The following is a 19,612-nucleotide window of genomic DNA, read 5'->3' on the forward strand; positions in this document are numbered from 1 at the left end:
CTGACTTGCCTCTAGCTGCTCACACCATAACATCTATGATCTAAAAACAAAGAACATAGCTCCTTAATGACCACGGACCCTTTCTCTCAAGTTGTATACTGCTCTAGTTGTTACATAGGTACAAGTCGATGTTCGCCTTGCCATACGACAGGCGCATCCATGATAACTTTGTACCAATCAGTTCCGTAGCGATTCTCGTAAAGCGCCATATTGAATACTCGCTCTTGCGGACGATCCAACGGCCACAAAGCGAGCTTCAGGCGCTCCCACTGTCTAAGCCCAGATTCATGCTGCTTCTTCAAAGCATCCTGTGCTCGATTATGCAAATAATCAATCTGTTCCAGCACCTTGTCACGATTCATATCCCCTAGCTTGCCAAGAGTGGGTAGCGATTGATTCAATACGCTTAACAATTCTGCATACTGATGCTCCACATCTCCTCGCAGTTGAGCAAAGCGATCGTCCAGCTTTAGCTCATCTTGAGATAGTAGCCATTCATCGCGCTTAGCTTCATACTGATTGCAAATATGTTCAACTTGCAGCTCGTACTTGTTCAGTAATTTCTGCAAGGTTCCCTCTACACAAGTAAACGCCATGCGCGGCCAAATGATAGGCATTTTCATGCCGATTGCACAAAACGCATCCTTCGTTTGAGCCCAATAAGCGATCTCACCTGCACCTAACACCGTAGCAAGCACGGGGAATAAATATTCTTGCATAAGCGGTCTAGTCATCACATTGTTGCTAAATCGCTCAGGATGCTGCTCGGTAAGCTGCTCCAGTTGAGCTTGTGAATATGTAATCGTGCGCTTTCTGTCTGCAAATACGCCATCTTGATGCATAAGAAGTACACGCTCACCTTGCTCCATCACAAATAAATTAGCGCTTTCTTCAGCATGTTCCGCCTGAATAGGATAACCAGCGGATTTCATCCTTTGTTCACTTTGTGCATAGGCTTGTTGAAGAGCATCCTGCTGCTGAATGATAGACTTGAACAATGGCCCTTCCACTGCACGTAATTGCTCATCAGCAGAATCAAGCAAGACAAGCCCCATTTCACCAAACATATAACCAAGCAGTCTTGCGCACGCCTCTGTTAGCGATGAACTCTCCTGCATAACCATCCGATAACGCTCCAACATAGGCGCCTTGAACTCAGTAGTAGGAAGGAGTTCTTCCAACTGCCCAATAACTGCATCCCATTCACTCTCATCTACATGATAGTGACTCACTGGCTGCCTCCCTGAAGGTGAATGCTCCAAACGAATGCGTTGAATGCCAGATTGAGAAGAAAGCATATAGGTATGGTTCACTTCATCGAAGTCATGATCCTCGCCCGCAAGCCAAAATACAGGAATAACGGGACGTTCTAAGCGCTGCTCTGCCTCCTGCGCCATTCGAATGATCGATATCGCCTTATATACAACCAGCAGCGGGCCACCAAGCAGCCCTCCTTGCTGGCCACCTACAACAACCAGAGCCTGACTATCTTGAAGACGCTCTAAAGAGCGTATCGCTTCTGGGTGATTGTTCACCTTCTGTTGATACTGCATAAGGACGTTGACTAGTTCAAAACGGTCTGCTCGCATATGTGCTGCTTCATCAACCCATGAGACGCGCTTATGCCAATCCTCATCAGGATGAAATTCATAAAACTGCTCCACAACAACCGGATCTCGCTCTATGTAAAGTTTCGCTAATTGTTGTGATACGGGAACCGGCAACGTATCCCAAGTTGTCATTATAAGCCGCCTCCTCTACAACCTTGATTTTACACATCGCTGCTTGACCCGTCAAAACAAAACATGCCAGATCCATCTAATTCCTAAACACTCTTAAATAAAGCGAAATATGCAGCAAGTTATTAAAGATTTACCTATGATATATGTGATTATTTCCGTGACATTATGTATGATATAAACATGATTGTTGTCCTGCACTCGACGTTATGGTTAGATTATTATACATCCTTCAAATATACGAACATCCCCATAAAGAACAAGAAGAAATAAAAAATAGCAAGCACGACAAACGAAATGCGCCATATGGCCCTTACAAGTCGCTTCACATTAACCGTGCCACGCTTGCGGTGCATAGCTCCTCCTAACAATCCAGCAGCCAAGAGCATAATAAGCATAATTCCATATAAGCCTGTATTAGATTGGAACACCACATTATACAATCCTGCCACAGAAGCGATCAGGAATACATTCGTGATGTCTACAGCTAGAAGGAACGATTTCTTCTTGTTCTTTATCCAAAATGCTGAAATGAACCATATCGCCATAAATGGAATGAACGGAAGTATAGTCAACGTTATAAATGATTGAGAGATCCAATTCCACATCTTGGACAAGATTCACTCCTTTCCTACGATAAGAATGCCGGATCTAATGCCTGAATACTTCGATAAAGATAGGTTTGCGCAGGAGAATGGTATTGATGCGCATCTGCAATCCGCAGCAGTTGTCCTGTAATCGCATCGATTTCGGTCGTGCGTTCAGCCAATACATCTGCAAGCATCGATGATGTATTGCTAGCAGTTGCGCTGCATACACGAATGAGGTTATCCCACGCTTCATCTGCGTGCACAGGTATGCCTTGTAATCGATAAATCGCGATTACTTCTTCAAATACTTCACGCATAAGCTGAAGTCGCTTCTCACTATGAAGCAGCTCTCCATTGCGCAAGCGAAGCAAGGCCGTCAAAGGATTGATTACCGCATTAACAATCAGCTTGCGATAAATGTTATCTTCGATGTTGTTCGACACAAATGCCTGAAATCCTGCCTCCTTGAACAAATTACACCATACACGCACTTCATCATTATTTGGGTCAATCGCGTTCCCAAGCCAAGTCTCACCATCTCCAGTATGCGTAACTTCATAAGAGGATGTCCGTTTCGCAGCTTCAGTCGTCACGGCCATAGCAAGCATATTTTCTGAAAAAAGCTGCTTGAGCTTCTCATCATGTCCAATCCCATTTTGAAAACAAAGTACGCTGCTTACCTTCTCAACTGGCAATACCGCTAACTGCTTCATAAATGCATCTGTAAAGCTTGTTTGCTTAATGAACAGCCCAAGCCGCTTAATAGGTTCATTTGACCGTTTCAACACACGCTCAGCTTCATCTAATGGATACGCATGAATGTTCGGATAATGCTGTTGAACCCCCTTTCTATCTATTAGGAATAAGCCCTTTTGACGCAGTTCCTCTGCCTGTTCTGATGTACGGGTCCATAATCGAATTTGCTCGCCATGTTGCAGCAACCGTGCCGTGAACATCAGACCAAGTGCCCCACCGCCAATAAGATCCCATTTCATATTCTACCACCTACAACTTTCAGCCTATTTCATATGTTAGTTATAACAGACCTGTTTATAAAACACAAAAAAAGTGAATGTCATCCAACCTGATCGTTGAACGCTCATCCACTTCTTCTATCGTACTTGCTATTCCTCAACAATTCTATTCAATACGCTCTAAATTACCATTTGCATCCATACGGAATCTTGTCTTGTTATCATCATCATCATCGGACAAAATCGCTAGACGACGCGCTCGATCCATAATTTGAATGAGAGCTTTATAGTCATCATTTACCGTACGATAATCTGTCTGAACTTCGTTTACTTGCTTAGATAAGTATTCTTTCTCCTTACTTATCTTTGCCAGCTTCTCTTCTTTGTCATACAGTTCGCGTTCTAATTGTTTCACTTGGCGAGCAAGATCTTGATAGTTGCTGCGCCACTGGCGCAAAAAGCGTATAACTGAATCAATGGACAATGACTCTTCTGTAAAAGTTTCATTTTTCCCTGCTAATAGTTCTGCATCTTCCAAAGCAATGGAAGCAACCTGTACCCCGATTGGATGTTTCTTCACGTAATTACGCTTTTGGCGCTGAGATTTGGCCAATTGGATGGCAGTCTCATATTTTTTACGCACGAAACTGTTCCATCTAAATCCACAGGCTGCAGACGTCCTGCCAATTCGCTCTCCCACTTCTTCAAAAGCAGCTAATTGTGTACTTCCTTCTCGTATATGCCTTAACGTTACCTCTGCCAAAATCAAATCATCATCCGCTGTCCATGCATCTTGTCTAATGGCTGTCATGCCACAACCTCCTAACAACACATCATTATTGCTCATAGTAAGCACCGCTTCATTTCATCTCTATGCACATAGTAGAGTTCATAGAATCTATCGGATACTAAAATGTATATCCACTTTTTCTAGGAAACATACGTGAAATGTACATGTAAGTGCACATAAAGCTAAACAATATGAAAAAATCTTCAATTCATCACACTTGGCAGTTTACACCAATTGCGTCGAACGATATAATGTCAATAGAAAAGTTGGCAGCTTTTGTATGGAGAGGGGGATTAATCGTGGCACGAATGTTTCGCGTACTTGGATTTTGGACACTTGTCATTGGTCTAATGGCCTATGCAGGCCACATGGTTGAAATGGCGTTGTTATTCTTCCTACAGACCGCCTTCTTTGTATTGCTTGGCTATTTAAAACTCACTGAACGTACATACATCTTGTCATTCTGGGGGTATATGTTAGTTTGCTTTACGGGCTTCTCTTACTGGACGATATTCGAAATGAGCAACCCATTCTAACTTAACCTCCCTACTATCATGACTAGGAATGACAGCAAAGAGCCCGAAGCTACCTGCTCCGGGCTTTTTCTATTCAACAGAATTTCTTTCAATAAGGCTTATTCCATTCCTTTACTAACAGTCATCACTTTAAACCGTTCACTCATTTGGTCAGACAAAAGAAGCTGCCTAATCTTTCTATTGCTTTTCGCTTTGTCACTAAAAGGATCCGCATCTGAATGCTCTTGCAGCAAATCAAGAACACCATTCTCTACAAGAAATTGCTTTTGATCCATTCGAGGCAGGACCTTACATCCTGATAAAAAGGCAATGCGTTCAGCTATATCAAAATCTACATCAGCCGTCATATCTTGATCGCCAGGAGCAGCAAACGGATCATCATAAGCTTGATGCTTGCGATAGCAAAGCAAACTTCCATTCATCCGATGCGCCCCCGTAAGCTGTCTCGTACCGTCCCCATAATCAATGAATACCCCCTCTATATCAACTGCAGCTAGTAACACGCGTCCAAGCCACTCTGAAGCAGCAATACCTGCATCATAAATTTGTCCCTCCTGCAAACCTATATCATGCTGTTTAGCCCAATCGATAACATGCTCCTCGGCTTCAGCCCATTCATATTCGAATATAGACTTGTCACCGTTCCAAATTACGTAAGCCTGATCCAACTTACTGCTCTGCCGTCGAATGCGTTCCACTGGAAATGCATCCAACAGCTCATTAGCAACCAAGAAAATAGGCATTTCTCCAGCCTGTTCGAAATAATTTTGCTCGTCCCAGCATATTACTGGAATAGGACATGCGTTGTTAGCTAATCGCTCCTTGATCATGCTTTGATGATAAGGGCTCGATTCGACAACAACATACTCCAGCGGTCGGCAATCGGAATGCTGCAGGACATTCAATAGCTGCTCTGCTAGCTTCCCAGTTCCCGCCCCCCATTCGATGATTCGATAGGTTTTATCTTTCCACTCTCGTATCGAACACCGTAATCGAATGTAACGTTCGATAATAAGAGCCATTGCATCTCCAATATATGCACTCGTGTAGAAATCACCAGCAGGCCCTACTTTTTCGCTCGATTTCGTGTAGTACCCTCCCTCCTGATCATACATACAGCTTGACATATACATAGAAAAGGGCATACGATAGTCGGGAAATTGTGACAATCTTTGTTGGATTCGATGAATGAGACTAGACGATTGACTAGACGACAACATAACTGTTCATCCTTTCGTATTTGTCCTTGTTTGGAGCAGCATTGCAGCATGATTTCTAACGAGGTCTACAAACGATACAGATGCACGGTGTACATAAGGGGGCCCTCAATGCGACTAGGGAAACGCGCAACGAGCGCTTGTATGCGAATACTAATCTTTGTTCTCATTGCTTCAGCCATCCCGTTCTCATCTCATGCACAACCGAGTGAGCCGATTCCATGGGATGATGCTAATCAATCAACCGAAATGAAACATATTTTACAGCAAAGCTTATCCATTCAAGAGTTGGATGCAGAGATTGCTCGCGTAACAGCGAGAGAGCAAGAGGCAAGTAAACAAAGGAAACTTCTAGAAGCAGATTTGCAAACACAGCAGGAACAGCTTCTACTAAAACAAAAAGATGCAGGACGTGTGCTTCGTTCCTATTATGTTGGTGAACGCGATCTTATTTTAGAGGCTATATTATCTTCTAGTGAGGTCTCTGATTTATTTCTACTTCTGAACTACTTTTCCTACTTAATGGAGTCTGATCATCGTATTTTATCTGACTATCAAGTCAACGTGCAGCGTATTGATCAGCTTCGGAATGAGCAAGCCCTATTAGAGAAGGAGCTATCGCAAGTCCGAATCAATCTAGAAGATCAGCGGAAACGCGTTATTGAACTTCAAAATAAACTTAATACCCAGATCACTACAAGTTCAGACCCAGAAGCGATGAAGAAGTTAGTTGAAGAATTTACGAAGTATTGGCAAAGTGTAGGGCTGTTTGAAGTGCGGCACTACTTCAGAGCGATGGCTGATGCGATGCAGAAGCTGCCCGAATTCGTTAAAGAAAATGGAAACATGAAGTCAAATGGACTTCAGTATACGCTACGCATCAAAGATAGCGAGCTGAATGAGTTTCTGCGTCAACAAGATTCCATGTTTGATGATTTTGAATTTGTGTTTGACAAAGGCATCGTTACAGCTATAGGCGACCGAGAAGGGCTTCGTGTAGTCGTTCAAGGCAGCTACACGCTAGAGCAGGAACCAGAAAATGCGCTTCGATTCCATGTCGATCATCTCCAATTCAATGGACTCGAGCTGCCTGAATCTACACGCTCACAATTAGAGGAACAGTTTGACCTTAGCTTCTATCCGCAGCAACTCGTCTCTTTCATTGAAGCAACAGAAATTACAATCGACAAGAATGAAATGGTCGTAGTCCTAAAGGTTTCGCTATAATACATTTCAAATTCAAATCTATAACGAGTAATTAATTAAGATATAGCCCCAAAGTCCATCGTTCAACGCCAGACTTTGGGGCTGTATACTTTGTTACTATGAAAAAATAGCATGAGCTGCTTGACCATATAGTCACTTATAATACATAAATGATCTAATCCCTGCCCGATGTAATAGAAACTGCAGTTGAAACCGCTCACGAAGCTGACTCCAACTTCCACAACGCCTTAAATTCCTTAACCAATACATCCGTACTCACTATACCCTTCATCCACCCCAGCACATTACTATGCCATCTCTCCAGCTCAAAGGCATGTCGCAACGCCTCTTTGAGCCTTGTATCTGATTGATTATACACAGCAGGCAAATTACGATTCCACAATTGCCATATTTTATCTTGAGAAGTACGATTTGCAGGCAATAGGAATGACGAAATATTCAGTACTTGCTGCTGCTGTTTTACATCAGTTACGAATTGTATCCAAAGGTTTGCCTCTTCTTCCAATTCGGTATATGCCGGCACGATGTAACTCATACTTTTCACCCAAGTTCCATATGGAGGAGCAATATCACGCGGCATTTCAACAGCGAGCGTTTCACCTAGCCGAGGAGCAGCCTCTGAAAAAGGTACAATTGCAAATGGCACCTCTCCTTGATTAATCATTTCCCATATACTTTTCTCATTCTTAAAAGAAACAGACTTAAATAACAACCGTGAATGCTCCCACTCCTTCAAATTCTCCTGCCATGGATAGGCAACTGCTCGACCTATGGATTGATTATGCGGCAAGGTCTGCACTACCGTGTCTGACAAGTCATTTTGATTGACATTACTGTCATCTGACATCTGGATCATCCCTAAGCGCCACATCAGCGCTAGAAGTGCATACGGATCGCGCTCCTCCCATGCAAACCATGGCAGGGCTATTTGTTTCTCCCCACTCTTCTCAGCGTGTTCCGTCATCGTTAATGTTGAATGCAACGAGGGACGAACGGGCTGCATTTGACCAAACATCAACACTGCGGGAGCTCGCATGGCCGCATGCCATTCCCTCAAGGAAATCGGTGGTTTTTCTATTCCTGTTTGTGCTTTTAAAGCTACTGGGTTCCAAACCAGCACATAAGGATCCATATAATAAGGCGTTCCCCATACGAAACCATTCCAGCTTACCGCCTCTTTCAACCATTCTGGAGCGTATGCCCACGTTTCTGCAGACGGTTGTTGGGGCAGTAATTTGCCGGTCTGAGCATATGATTTAACTCGCTCGCTTCGAATCATAATTACATCAGCACTTTGTTGAAGGGCTAGTGATTGCTTCAAGCCTTCGCTTATTTCATGTTCCGTCTTATTACGCAACTCAACAGCAATACCATACTGTCGCTCGAACTGTCCGCTTACTTTCATTAACTCCTTAAATACTTGTTGCGGCAAGCTGACATCTATTTTGAGCGCAAGCCCTGCTTTGTCTATTGCAAATACAGGCTCATTGTATTCTCCTTCGTCTTCGTCAGGTCGCGGTTGGTTCATAAACTGCTTCAATCCACTTCCGAATTGGGTAAGCAATACCAACAAAATAAGTATCATTATACCTATAATAATCGTCTTTTTCGACTTCGGCATTCTGTTCTCCCTTCTGGGTTTAATGTGACGAATTACCGATAAAACGTTATTGTGTATCACACTTTGTTTACTGCTGGTCTCAGACAACTAGCAAGACGCATGTCCATTGTACCATTTTTTCACATTGTTGAATGTAAGATTTAACCTAAAAAAAGACATCCCTTGGGGATGCCTATACGTAGTAACCCATTTATAAAATAGAAGACGTAAAATGAGCGTGAACTATTGTTTCACTATGGTGAAGCATACGCGATTGCCGTGAAGCTTTCAGGACCTACTCTTCGCAAATTTACATCTGAACCATTTCCACTAACACGTACTTCGTAAAGCACATAACCAGATGTAGCAGGTACATCATGATCGAACGCTGTGACCTTACAATCAAAAGTAGTATACAGTGGGTTGGGTGTCGTTATCGCTGATGAATAAACGAGTGTACTTCCATTTCTTATAATAGATACATTCACAATACTCGGGATTGTAGTAACCGTAGTTAATGTGACAGTTGCATATAAATGAACACCTACCGCCGCACCTGCTGCTCCCGATATATCAAGTCCTAATGTACCAAAAACAGCAGGGGTCGAAGTAACATCGACTAAGATTGATGGTGTATAACTTGCATTTTGTGAGCCTTGTGCATCTAAAAGTCTTGCTCCCATATCATCACCTCCACTATTAAGTTTATGTAAATAGAAGTAATCGGTGTGGACAATCTATCTCATATTCAATAAGTTATGTTCTATTCATCGCCAATGACACCATAAAAAGGGTGTCCCTAGCCTAAAAGGCTAAACACACCCTGTACTTCTTTATCATTCATGCATCACATTAGGATTTTAAACGAATAAACAATGATACTACAGCAAATCAGCAGCAATTTGAGCCAACTGCGAACGCTCTCCCTTTTCCAAAGTGACATGGCCGCTTAAACCTTCTGATTTAAATCGCTCGATTAAATAAGTTAGTCCATTGCTAGCAGAGTCTAAATAAGGATGATCAATTTGTGCTGGATCCCCTACCAGAACAATTTTACTTCCCTCGCCTACACGAGAAACAATCGTCTTCACTTCATGTTTAGATAAGTTTTGCGCTTCATCAATGATGATAAATTGCCCTGGAATCGATCTGCCTCGGATATAGGTTAACGCTTCAACTTGAATATTGCTTAAGCCAACTAAAATTTTATCGATGTCTCCAGCCTTTTTCGTATCAAATAAAAACTCTAAATTATCGTATATAGGCTGCATCCAAGGACGCAGCTTCTCTTCTTTTTCTCCTGGTAAAAATCCGATATCTTTGCCCATTGGCACAACAGGGCGTCCAATGAGCAGCTTTTTGTATTTACGCTCATCCTCTACCTTCAACAATCCTGCCGCGAGGGCGAGCAGCGTCTTCCCTGTACCTGCTTTGCCTGCTAACGTGACCAACGGTATATCGTCATTAAGCAGCAGTTCTATAGCCATACGCTGCTGGGCATTGCGTACAGCAATGCCCCACACTGGATCATTGCTAAGAAATAGCGGCTCTAATCGCGTACATTCAACATTCACCTTTAATATGGCCGACTTGCTCGTACCCATCTCGTCTTTCAAAATAACAAATTCATGTGGATGAAGCTTCAGAACAACATTCAAACTATTCACAGGTAAGAAACGATAGCTATAAAATTGGTCAATTACAGATGGATGAACATGTAGAACTCGATGCCCTGCATACAACTCGTCGCTTGATGATACACTACGGTCTGACAAATAGTCCTCCGTCTGCAAACCGAGTACATCACCTTTTACACGTACAAGCACATCTTTGCTAACGAGCACGACGCTTTTCGGTTGTTCTAGCTGCTGTTGTTCCAGACTGTAATTTAAAGCAACTGCCAAAATGCGATTATCATTTGTCATTTCACCAAACAGTTCCTGGACTTTCACGAAGCTCCGATGATTGAGCTCCACAATTAGTGACCCTCCGTTCGGCAGCGGGACCCCCTTATGCAGGCTCCCTGACTCCCTCAACCCATCAAGAAGTCGTGAAACCGTCCTGGCATTTCGACCAATTTCGTCGGCGAGGCGTTTTTTAGAATCAATTTCTTCAAGGACAGTAGCTGGGATAACAACCTCATGCTGCTCGAATGCAAACAAAGCATTCGGGTCATGCAATAGAACATTCGTATCCAATACAAATATTTTGGTCATAAAATCCCCTCCGATTGGTTTGTTCAGCGCTTTATCCAGTATGAGGGCATGATGTCTATATACATAATTCATTGCACTGCCGCTCACACTATTAAGAGCGATTACCTGTTACCATTTCATGCAACATCGATGATACAGACGAAAGGAAGATCAGGATGCGGAAACTTATTATAGCTGTCCTTCTCATCAGCATATTGGGAGGCTGCGGTTCCAAACAGCAAGCAGCACCTTCCCCTCAGCAGCAAACCCAATATCATGCCGCTTCTCCAACTCAGCCAGAAGAACCTATGGATAGAGAAGCACTACGCAGCCACTTAACCAACATCGCCAAGCGAGTTCCGGGCGTTCAAAATGTAAACTGCGTTGTATTCGGAAACACAGCTATCGTTGGAATAGATGTAGACGCTAATTTGGATCGATCACGTGTTGGCTCAATCAAATACTCCGTAGCAGAAGCATTGAGCAAGGATAAATACGGTGCACAAAGCGTTGTAACTGCTGACGTGGATATGAATCAGCGCTTGCGGGAAATTGGAAATGATATTCGGAATGGATACCCCATTCAAGGGTTCAGCAATGAATTAGCAGACATTATGGGTCGCATTGTCCCACAGATGCCGAAAAGCGTGAAGCAAATGAAACAAACCGTAGAGCAGCGATCACCAGCTCCTAACAAGTAGAGATGGACATGCCTCCACGAAGCACAAAAAGCCTAACGGTTAACCGCTAGGCTTTTTGTATATAAGTGCATATTATCGATCTCAATCATTGTATAATCGGACATACTACTCAAACCTCCTAGTCAATACACCATTTCTATACATTGTATTAGCATGGAAGGCAGAACTTGCTTATGCTTTTGACCGAGCATTATTTTATTGAAATCGACCTGTTTGAAATGGTTAGCGAGTTGGAGCCGAATTTGGCGTTGACTCACTACTATCCGCAACTTTTTCACCAGCTGCTTGTTCAGGTGTAATTGATTTGCCATCCATCACATCTTTTAGCAGTTGTTTAGCCAATGCGAGCTTCTCTTCATTAATATAAATATAAGGACTCTTCCAATCTCCACCGACTGAAACGTAGTGAATATTGTTGCGATTAATATCAATATATGTAGTAAAGGAATCGCGAATCTGTGTACTTGTCATATCAATCTTAAAATTATCAGCCAAAGCGTCGATAATGTCCGTAACTTTTGAAAATCCACCTAAAGACTGCATGTTGCCTACAAGCTCCTGCAACACCGCATTTTGACGGAGGTTACGATTTTCATCGGTCGTCTCTGGTGTTCTTGGACTACAGTTAGACTTCCGATAGCGAACCAAATCAAGCGCCTCTTGTCCGCTTAAGTCCTGCTGTCCTGCTCTGAGATTAATATTTGTCCCATCCGCTCGATCTCGATAGCACATGTTTTGATCCACATTCATGCTTACCCCACCGAGTGCATCAACGACTTGCACAAAGCCTTGGAAGTTAATCTCCATCGCATGATCGATATCTAGATCCATATACTTACCGAGCATGACCTTCATTTCTTCCATCGGAGTAGGACTATCCAACTGGCCTTTTTTATGCAGGCTATGGAAGTTCGGATAGAAATGATTGAGCTTGTCAGGTCCGTATCCCGGAATCTCGAAATACGTATCACGTGGTAAAGATACGAGCACAGCTTCCTTTGTTTCGGGATGCATAGCTCCCACCATAACAACGTCCGTACGCATACCTGGCAATTCTTTACGATAGTCAACGCCCATTAAAACAAAGGAAAACGGCTCGGTTTGAGGTGCCAATGTAGGTACAACCACTTGGTTACCCGTTCCGCCTTTCTCCACAGTTGATATGGTCGGCAACTTATTGTTAGCATACAGAACTAAATAGGTTGCTATTCCGATACCCGTAATAACAAGCAGAATAATACCCGTCAGCATAGCTTTCAACCATGTGGGCATTTTCTTTTTTGTAGATTTCAAACGAGCTCTTGGATTAGGCTTGGAACTTGACTTTGGTCGTGACTTAGAATGTTGTGACTGTCTTGGCGGTAAAGGTGTGTTCACTTTCATAACTGACCTCACTTATTCATTGTATTTCGGGTTGGATTCAATATCATGCCACAGCTGTTCACACAAGTTTCTGTCGAACTCAGCTTGATTGATTTGTCCTTCACGCTCATAAGTGACGGTATACGTATTTTCATTGACTTGATCGGCTACGCTGGTCAACATGTGATCTTCATGCAGAATTTGAGCGAAGAAATCAAGCGTCTGCTTGGCTGCACCGTCGTCCGGACGATGCCGAACGACAATGACCATTTGCAGCCAATTAAACAGAGCGTCATGCAGCTTCAAGTTAACCCCTCCAGTCGATGAGGATACGATTACGACATATTCTGATGCTTCTTCTTCTGGCGTCCCTCTACAAAATAGCGAATACGAACCATAAACATAAGCACTACAGCTACAAACAAACACTGTATGATAGGCAGCTTGTCAATCTGCAATACAAGCAGAATAAGACAACCTAACGCCATCACAATATGAATAATAATCTCCTTTAGGAGGGGTAGCTTCTGGACCCGAAACACCTGGTTAAATATGAAAGCTACAAATGCAAATATAAGCAAGTAGCTGATTAACATGTGGTCGGCAAACCATTGCTGCATAACGACTCCATCCTTTCAGCGAAGATAAGATTTGTCTTTACACAAATTGCTCTTCAACGAAAAATACGAATTCCCCGTTTAAGGTCTATGACTGAACTTTACGTTGCTTTTCCGCACGTTCACGCTCATTCTTGTTAAGAATCTTCTTACGCAAGCGAATGGATTCAGGTGTAATTTCGCAATACTCATCATCGTTCAAGTATTCAAGCGCCTGCTCCAAAGAGTAAGCACGAGGTGTCTTCAAACGCACTGTGTCATCTTTACCAGAAGAACGTACGTTAGATAGTGCTTTCTCCTTACAGATGTTAACAACGATATCATTATCGCGCGTATGTTCACCGACAATCATACCTTCGTATACGTCTGTACCCGGGTTAAGGAACAAAATACCACGGTCTTCTACAGACAACATACCATACATAGTTGATACACCGTTCTCCATCGATACCAATACGCCCTGGTGACGGCCGCCTACTTGGCTGCCTGCAAAAGGACCATAATGATCGAACGCATGATTCATAATACCGTAGCCGCGAGTTAGTGTCAGGAATGAAGTACGGTATCCGATAAGACCACGTGCAGGAATGATGAATTCCAAGCGTACTTGTCCAGTACCATGGTTGATCATGTTTACCATTTCCGCTTTGCGTGATCCAAGGCTCTCCATTACTGCACCCATCGAATCTTCAGGAATGTCGATAAGAAGGCGTTCCATCGGCTCCATCTTCTGGCCATCGATTTCCTTAATGATTACTTCTGGCTTGGATACTTGAAGCTCGTAGCCTTCACGACGCATATTCTCGATAAGAATACCAAGGTGAAGTTCACCGCGACCAGCTACAATAAATGCGTCTGGGCTTTCTGTTTCCTCTACACGAAGGGACACGTCTGTTTCCAATTCTTTCAACAAACGCTCACGAAGCTTACGGGATGTTACCCATTTACCTTCACGACCAGCGAATGGACTGTTGTTAACAAGGAATGTCATTTGCAAAGTAGGCTCATCGATGTGCAATACAGGCAAAGCTTCAGGGTGTGCCATATCTGCGATCGTTTCACCGATGTTGATTTCACGGATACCAGCGATTGCTACGATATCACCTGCTGCTGCTTCTTCACGCTCGATACGCTTCAAACCTTGGAAGCCGAACAATTTCTCAATACGTGCTTGCTTCACTTGCCCTTCACGGTTAATAACCGCAACAGGCTGGCCTGCACGAATCGTACCACGGTTCACACGACCAATTGCGATACGGCCCAAGTATTCATTGTAGTCCAGCAACGTTACAAGGAACTGCAACGGCTCTTCTGGATTCTCTTGCGGGGATGGAATATGTTCAATTACTGTCTCGAACAACGCTTCCATGTGGTCGTCTTGCTTCTCAGGATTCAAGCTCGCTGTACCGTTCAATGCAGATGCATATACGACAGGGAACTCAAGCTGCTCATCGTTTGCTTCCAATTCGATAAACAGATCCAATACTTCGTCAATAACTTCACTTGGACGAGCATTTGGACGGTCAATTTTGTTCACAACAACGATTGGCGTCAAGTTATGCGCCAACGCTTTGCGCAATACGAATTTCGTTTGCGGCATGCAGCCTTCAAAAGCATCAACGACTAGAAGTACGCCGTCAACCATTTTCATAATACGCTCTACTTCACCACCGAAGTCAGCGTGACCAGGCGTATCTACAATGTTGATCAAATGATCTTTATACGTAATCGCCGTATTTTTCGCTAGAATCGTAATACCGCGCTCTCGTTCCAAGTCATTCGAGTCCATGGCGCGCTCATGCACCACTTCATTGTTACGGAAAGTTCCGGATTGTTGTAGCAGCTTGTCAACCAACGTTGTTTTACCGTGGTCAACGTGTGCGATAATTGCGATATTCTTGATCTTATTGCGCTCTTGCATACGTTCGATCTTTCCTTTCTATAGTAGCACATTTATAAAATGGGTCGTCTTATCGGTTGGCTCCGTACGGTCCACAACAGTCCGTTATCGCAATAATTGCGTGAAGAAGGCGCCGATTAACGGCGCCGTTCATGTGAAATAATCGTTCAGAACGTAGTAATGCTGCCTCTGCTACCTTTAACGTCGCATCCGTGACGCCCCACCGAAGATGAGCAGCGCTCCTACAACGATGAGTCCGAATGCGATCAAGTATACGCTAATACTCACAATTAGCGTCAGAACGAGCAGAAATACCCCTGCTCCGCCTAGAACAACAGCCGCCTGCCATACTCGTGGCGATGGATAGGATTCAAGTCTGCAATAGCCGTATAATCCTACAGCTAATCCGATTAAAATAAACGGCCATAAAGAACGGAACAACTCCCATGAAATCCAATGGCATACCATGAACAACAGCCCGTATACGAGCAATGTTCCACCAGGTACAAATGCTATTGGGGGAAGCAGTCTATTCCTAACGAGCAAAACAAGTCCCGCTCCAGCCAAAAATAGAAACAGTGGCCACAACGTCCCACCTACAAAATTAAAAAAGCCCCATTTGCCCAGCAGGATGAACAATCCCGCAGCTAGTATAAAAATACCGATAACGGGTTCTTTTCTGGACATACCATTCACCTCTGACGACCATTAATCAACCATCTTTAGGATGGCGGACACGGTACGACGATATTCGCGCCCATTTATCCTTACTAGTTTATATGAAACGTACCAAAAATACTACCTCACCACATAAAAAAACTTCCTCCCTCATCTAAAACGCTCAGATAGTCAGGAGGAAGGCGCATTTTTTATATATTCAAGATGCAGTATCTCAAGGTTGAATTCTTCATCAAGCAAATGATCTTATATTTACATTGACGGCTTTGGATTAGAGCGGAACCAAATCCCAAGTACCAAGACTAACAACGTCAATGCCCACGGAAGCGTTCCTTTAATCCCCTCCCAAGCCGGCAGCCATAGCAGCAGTCTTTCATCAGATGCCATCATCTTACCAGCTGTATACCCTAATATACCTGCTCCTGCATAAACAAGAAGCGGAAATGTCTCCAACCACCGGCTAACGAGTGCACTGCCCCATACGACAATTGGAATGCTTAATGCAATACCAATGACTAGATATGGAAAATGTCCTTCCGATATAGCCGCAATGGCAAGTACATTATCCAGGCTCATAATTACATCTGCGGTTAAGATGGTACCAACGGCGCTCCTTAAACTGGTCGTATTCCGTTCAGAAACAGCATGACTATTCCCATTTCCAAGCAATTGAATGGCAATGACGAATAGCAAAACTCCTCCTACCGCTTGCAGCAAAGGAATGTCCATTAACCACAGCGCAACCACTGTCAATAAAATTCGGAGTATGACTGCTCCAGCAGCACCCCACCAGATCGCTACTTTTCGCTGTGCCTCAGGGAGATGCTGCGTCGACATCGCGATTACAACTGCATTATCTCCACTAAGTACCATATTAATTAATAAGATCTCGATTAAAATCCATAATGAATCCAATGTGGTCCCCTCCCTTGTTGTACAGTTGTATGTTGTACAAGCTGGAGGTATGACACTATATGACCATTATTAGAACCAATCCCCAATCGATTGATCTTTTTTGTTGTTCGTAACGTTCAACTCAGCAGGTACAGATGAAGCTTCAAGCTTACTTTCTGCATCGTTCTCAGAAATTGTCTGTGTGCCTGCTCCACCGCGAATAGCACGAAGTACTACCGTATCTGTCTCTTCTACAGCCTTATCAATCAATTCGTCCAGTTCCGGTATCGATGCTTCAACTCGCTCCAGCACTTTCAAGTTCGGATTCGTAGCTGGAGATTTTGGAACAAATAGTGTACAGCAATCCTCATATGGCAAAATAGAAAGCTCGAATGTGCCAATCCCTTGTGCAATTCGCACAATCTCTTCTTTATCCATCGTGACAAGTGGTCGAAGCAGCGGCAAATCCGTTGCTCGTCCGATCACGTTCATGCTGCCCAACGTTTGGCTCGCCACTTGACCCAGGCTGTCGCCCGACACGATAGCAAGCGCCTTATGCTTATCAGCCAGCTTCGTCGTAATGCGCAAAAATGCGCGGCGCATCAACGTAATAAGTACGTTTTCAGCATTCGCTTGATGCAGGCGTGTTTGAATGTCTGTAAAAGGCACCATGTGAATCTTTACTCTGCCCGCATAATTAGCCAACACTTGTGCCAAATCAAGCACCTTTTGTTGGGCACGTTCGCTTGTGAACGGGTAGCTATGGAAGTGCACCGCTTCAATTTCCAATCCTCGGCGCAATGCCATATATCCCGCTACAGGGCTGTCGATACCGCCAGACAGCAGCAGCATTGCTTTACCGTTCGTGCCATATGGGAATCCGCCTACCGCTGGAACTACATTAGAATAGATATACGTATTCTCTTCACGCACTTCAACAGTTACCTTAAATTCTGGATTACGTACATCTACCGATAACTGTTCGAATTCACGCAATAACGGTGCTCCTACCAAATGATTCAATTCTTGAGAAGTATGAGGAAATCCCTTCCAAGCTCTGCGACCGACAACTTTGAATTTCGTCCCCGGCTGCGGATCATATTCACGCACCATCGCTAATGCCGTGTCTATAATCGGCTCAAGGACAGACGGTGCTACTTTTACTGGACTAATGGATACGATACCAAATACATGACGCAATACCGCGATGAGAGGCTCAACTTCCTCTCCATTCAGTTCAACGTATAGTCTGCCGTATTCTCTAATAAGCTTAGCTTTCTCAAATGGCTTCAGTACTTCTTTAACATGCCGATAAGCAGCCTTTTCAAATTTATTTCGATTGCGTCCCTTAATCGTAATTTCCCCGAAACGCAGCAGTAACATATCATAAATCATTGCTTATAACCTACCTTTCCCGCTGTACAAGCGGCTTCAACCGTTTAACTGTTGCCTTTAACGCACTGCCAATCCGATCAATTTGTTCTATCGTCATAGATGCATCCATACTTATTCGCAGGCCGCTCGCTGCGATACGTTCATTTTGTGTCTGTGCCAGCAGCACTCGGCTTGGCTTATGAAGCTTAGAAGAACAAGCTGACTGTGTGGACAGTACAACCCCATGTTCCTCCATTGCATGAACAGCTACTTCTGCCTTCATTCCAGGGAAAGATGCATTTATAATATGTGGAGCCCCGAATGGATAAGCAGGGCTGTTCAGCACCAGCTCAGGTATTTCTCCGATGTACTTCAGCATACGTTCATTTAGTACAAGCAGACTCTCTTCAGCTTTGGCTTGTGCTTCAACCGCCATACGTACCGCCTTGGACATAGCCAATATCCCAGGAACATTAGTTGTGCCTGCGCGCAAGCCGAACTCTTGTGTACCTCCATGGATAAGCGGTGTCAGTTTCAAGCTGCCACGCTTAATAAGGATTCCCATCCCTTTAGGGCCGTGGATTTTATGTCCGGATAAGCTGTACAGATGGGCATTCCAATCTGCCAGCTCTACAGGCAGCTTTCCTAACCCCTGTACCCCATCCACATGAAAGACAAGCTTAGGATAGCGAGCAACCAATTGGCCAATTTCGCGCAAAGGCTGCACGGCTCCCGTTTCGTTATTCACATGCATCACACTGAGCAGCACGGTATGAGGCTTAATCAGCTGTTCCAACTGCTTCAGATCAACCCTACCGTCGTGATCAACAGGTGCGATGCTCACTTCTACACCTTCACGCTTCAATTGCTCATAACAAGCAAATACGGATGGATGCTCAATGGCAGATACAATCGCATGAATAGGGTTGCCCGCCGTTGTTAGACGCATAGCCTCACGAATGACACCGAAAACAGCCATATTGTTGCTTTCCGTTGCCCCTGATGTAAATATCACTTCTTGTGGCTGAACAAGTAGAGCATGCGCCACGACACTACGTGCGCGCAGCACTAATTGATCAGCTTGTCCGCCTAACTCATGTATAGAAGATGGATTCGCGTAAATACGCTCCATCACTTCTGTCATCGTACGAATGACTTCAGGATGAGGAGGGGTTGATGCGCTATAATCCGCATAAATGATGTCGTTTGCTTTCATAT

19 protein-coding genes are annotated in these 19,612 nt (G+C 43.9%); 3 read left to right on the forward strand and 16 right to left on the reverse strand.

Annotated elements, in window-relative coordinates; genetic code table 11:
• Positions 1–110: 110 nt before the first annotated feature.
• The 4 genes from bshC to H580_RS0116935 form a co-directional block, all read right to left on the reverse strand.
• Complete coding sequence (gene bshC / locus H580_RS0116920) at positions 111–1,742, reverse strand: bacillithiol biosynthesis cysteine-adding enzyme BshC (RefSeq protein WP_028595832.1); 1,632 nt, start codon at positions 1,740–1,742, stop codon at positions 111–113.
• A 218-nt stretch (positions 1,743–1,960) separates the two neighbouring features.
• Complete coding sequence (locus tag H580_RS0116925) at positions 1,961–2,347, reverse strand: DUF3397 domain-containing protein (RefSeq protein WP_028595833.1); 387 nt, start codon at positions 2,345–2,347, stop codon at positions 1,961–1,963.
• Positions 2,348–2,370: 23 nt separating this feature from the next.
• On the reverse strand, positions 2,371–3,324 hold the full coding sequence (locus tag H580_RS0116930; protein ID WP_028595834.1) for a ketopantoate reductase family protein: 954 nt from the start codon (positions 3,322–3,324) through the stop codon (positions 2,371–2,373).
• A gap of 145 nt (positions 3,325–3,469) precedes the next feature.
• Complete coding sequence (locus H580_RS0116935; protein WP_028595835.1) at positions 3,470–4,114, reverse strand: RsfA family transcriptional regulator; 645 nt, start codon at positions 4,112–4,114, stop codon at positions 3,470–3,472.
• A gap of 278 nt (positions 4,115–4,392) precedes the next feature.
• On the opposite strand from H580_RS0116935, the gene H580_RS0116940 reads away from it, so the two are divergent.
• Positions 4,393–4,629, forward strand: a complete 237-nt coding sequence (locus tag H580_RS0116940) for a DUF2626 domain-containing protein (protein WP_028595836.1) — start codon at positions 4,393–4,395, stop codon at positions 4,627–4,629.
• Between the two features lie 98 nt (positions 4,630–4,727).
• On the opposite strand, the gene H580_RS24625 is transcribed toward H580_RS0116940, so the two are convergent.
• Positions 4,728–5,849: an SAM-dependent methyltransferase gene (locus tag H580_RS24625; RefSeq protein WP_036605389.1), complete on the reverse strand. Its 1,122-nt coding sequence runs from the start codon at positions 5,847–5,849 to the stop codon at positions 4,728–4,730.
• A 108-nt stretch (positions 5,850–5,957) separates the two neighbouring features.
• On the opposite strand from H580_RS24625, the gene H580_RS0116950 reads away from it, so the two are divergent.
• A complete protein-coding gene (locus H580_RS0116950; protein ID WP_028595837.1) occupies positions 5,958–7,073 on the forward strand; it encodes a coiled-coil domain-containing protein in 1,116 nt (371 codons plus the stop codon).
• 196 nt (positions 7,074–7,269) lie between these two features.
• On the opposite strand, the gene H580_RS0116955 is transcribed toward H580_RS0116950, so the two are convergent.
• From H580_RS0116955 to H580_RS0116965, 3 genes are all read right to left on the reverse strand, one after another.
• The gene (locus H580_RS0116955) at positions 7,270–8,694 is read right to left on the reverse strand and encodes an extracellular solute-binding protein (protein ID WP_028595838.1); all 1,425 of its coding nucleotides are present in this window, start codon (positions 8,692–8,694) and stop codon (positions 7,270–7,272) included.
• Between the two features lie 233 nt (positions 8,695–8,927).
• Complete coding sequence (locus H580_RS0116960) at positions 8,928–9,356, reverse strand: hypothetical protein (protein ID WP_028595839.1); 429 nt, start codon at positions 9,354–9,356, stop codon at positions 8,928–8,930.
• Positions 9,357–9,554: 198 nt separating this feature from the next.
• Entirely contained in the window at positions 9,555–10,889 is a 1,335-nt protein-coding gene (locus tag H580_RS0116965; RefSeq protein WP_028595840.1) for a PhoH family protein, read from the reverse strand.
• Positions 10,890–11,044: 155 nt separating this feature from the next.
• Between H580_RS0116965 and H580_RS24630 the strand changes: the two genes are divergently transcribed.
• Positions 11,045–11,569, forward strand: coding sequence for a YhcN/YlaJ family sporulation lipoprotein (locus H580_RS24630; RefSeq protein WP_036605390.1), 525 nt, complete (start codon positions 11,045–11,047; stop codon positions 11,567–11,569).
• A gap of 222 nt (positions 11,570–11,791) precedes the next feature.
• Here H580_RS24630 and H580_RS0116975 read toward each other — a convergent pair whose 3' ends face one another.
• The 8 genes from H580_RS0116975 to H580_RS0117010 form a co-directional block, all read right to left on the reverse strand.
• Positions 11,792–12,952 carry an LCP family protein gene (locus H580_RS0116975; RefSeq protein WP_028595841.1) on the reverse strand — a complete coding sequence of 387 codons (1,161 nt, stop codon included), beginning with the start codon at positions 12,950–12,952 and terminating at the stop codon, positions 11,792–11,794.
• A 12-nt stretch (positions 12,953–12,964) separates the two neighbouring features.
• Positions 12,965–13,237 carry a hypothetical protein gene (locus H580_RS0116980; protein WP_028595842.1) on the reverse strand — a complete coding sequence of 91 codons (273 nt, stop codon included), beginning with the start codon at positions 13,235–13,237 and terminating at the stop codon, positions 12,965–12,967.
• A 29-nt stretch (positions 13,238–13,266) separates the two neighbouring features.
• Positions 13,267–13,551 (reverse strand): YlaH-like family protein, encoded by a 285-nt coding sequence (locus tag H580_RS0116985; protein ID WP_028595843.1) that lies wholly within the window; start codon positions 13,549–13,551, stop codon positions 13,267–13,269.
• Between the two features lie 85 nt (positions 13,552–13,636).
• Positions 13,637–15,469, reverse strand: coding sequence for a translational GTPase TypA (typA, locus tag H580_RS0116990; RefSeq protein ID WP_028595844.1), 1,833 nt, complete (start codon positions 15,467–15,469; stop codon positions 13,637–13,639).
• A gap of 177 nt (positions 15,470–15,646) precedes the next feature.
• Positions 15,647–16,135 carry a hypothetical protein gene (locus tag H580_RS0116995; protein ID WP_028595845.1) on the reverse strand — a complete coding sequence of 163 codons (489 nt, stop codon included), beginning with the start codon at positions 16,133–16,135 and terminating at the stop codon, positions 15,647–15,649.
• Between the two features lie 243 nt (positions 16,136–16,378).
• Positions 16,379–17,041, reverse strand: coding sequence for a TerC family protein (locus H580_RS0117000; RefSeq protein WP_028595846.1), 663 nt, complete (start codon positions 17,039–17,041; stop codon positions 16,379–16,381).
• A 69-nt stretch (positions 17,042–17,110) separates the two neighbouring features.
• Entirely contained in the window at positions 17,111–18,415 is a 1,305-nt protein-coding gene (thiI, locus tag H580_RS0117005; protein WP_028595847.1) for a tRNA uracil 4-sulfurtransferase ThiI, read from the reverse strand.
• Between the two features lie 10 nt (positions 18,416–18,425).
• Positions 18,426–19,610: a cysteine desulfurase family protein gene (locus H580_RS0117010; protein WP_051217512.1), complete on the reverse strand. Its 1,185-nt coding sequence runs from the start codon at positions 19,608–19,610 to the stop codon at positions 18,426–18,428.
• Between the last annotated feature and the right edge of the window lie 2 nt (positions 19,611–19,612).

Origin of the sequence: Paenibacillus assamensis DSM 18201 (genome assembly GCF_000422445.1) — a bacterium.
GTDB lineage: Bacteria > Bacillota > Bacilli > Paenibacillales > Paenibacillaceae > Paenibacillus_B > Paenibacillus_B assamensis.

What these genes read in the sequence shown, in the direction of transcription:
- bshC (WP_028595832.1), bottom strand. Translation starts at nt 1,742, where the DNA reads ATGACAACTTGGGATACGTTGCCGGTTCCCGTATCACAACAATTAGCG.
- H580_RS0116925 (WP_028595833.1), bottom strand. Translation starts at nt 2,347, where the DNA reads ATGTGGAATTGGATCTCTCAATCATTTATAACGTTGACTATACTTCCG.
- H580_RS0116930 (WP_028595834.1), bottom strand. Translation starts at nt 3,324, where the DNA reads ATGAAATGGGATCTTATTGGCGGTGGGGCACTTGGTCTGATGTTCACG.
- H580_RS0116935 (WP_028595835.1), bottom strand. Translation starts at nt 4,114, where the DNA reads ATGACAGCCATTAGACAAGATGCATGGACAGCGGATGATGATTTGATT.
- H580_RS24625 (WP_036605389.1), bottom strand. Translation starts at nt 5,849, where the DNA reads ATGTTGTCGTCTAGTCAATCGTCTAGTCTCATTCATCGAATCCAACAA.
- H580_RS0116950 (WP_028595837.1), top strand. Translation starts at nt 5,958, where the DNA reads ATGCGACTAGGGAAACGCGCAACGAGCGCTTGTATGCGAATACTAATC.
- H580_RS0116955 (WP_028595838.1), bottom strand. Translation starts at nt 8,694, where the DNA reads ATGCCGAAGTCGAAAAAGACGATTATTATAGGTATAATGATACTTATT.
- H580_RS0116960 (WP_028595839.1), bottom strand. Translation starts at nt 9,356, where the DNA reads ATGGGAGCAAGACTTTTAGATGCACAAGGCTCACAAAATGCAAGTTAT.
- H580_RS0116965 (WP_028595840.1), bottom strand. Translation starts at nt 10,889, where the DNA reads ATGACCAAAATATTTGTATTGGATACGAATGTTCTATTGCATGACCCG.
- H580_RS24630 (WP_036605390.1), top strand. Translation starts at nt 11,045, where the DNA reads ATGCGGAAACTTATTATAGCTGTCCTTCTCATCAGCATATTGGGAGGC.
- H580_RS0116975 (WP_028595841.1), bottom strand. Translation starts at nt 12,952, where the DNA reads ATGAAAGTGAACACACCTTTACCGCCAAGACAGTCACAACATTCTAAG.
- H580_RS0116985 (WP_028595843.1), bottom strand. Translation starts at nt 13,551, where the DNA reads ATGCAGCAATGGTTTGCCGACCACATGTTAATCAGCTACTTGCTTATA.
- typA (WP_028595844.1), bottom strand. Translation starts at nt 15,469, where the DNA reads ATGCAAGAGCGCAATAAGATCAAGAATATCGCAATTATCGCACACGTT.
- H580_RS0116995 (WP_028595845.1), bottom strand. Translation starts at nt 16,135, where the DNA reads ATGTCCAGAAAAGAACCCGTTATCGGTATTTTTATACTAGCTGCGGGA.
- thiI (WP_028595847.1), bottom strand. Translation starts at nt 18,415, where the DNA reads ATGATTTATGATATGTTACTGCTGCGTTTCGGGGAAATTACGATTAAG.
- H580_RS0117010 (WP_051217512.1), bottom strand. Translation starts at nt 19,610, where the DNA reads ATGAAAGCAAACGACATCATTTATGCGGATTATAGCGCATCAACCCCT.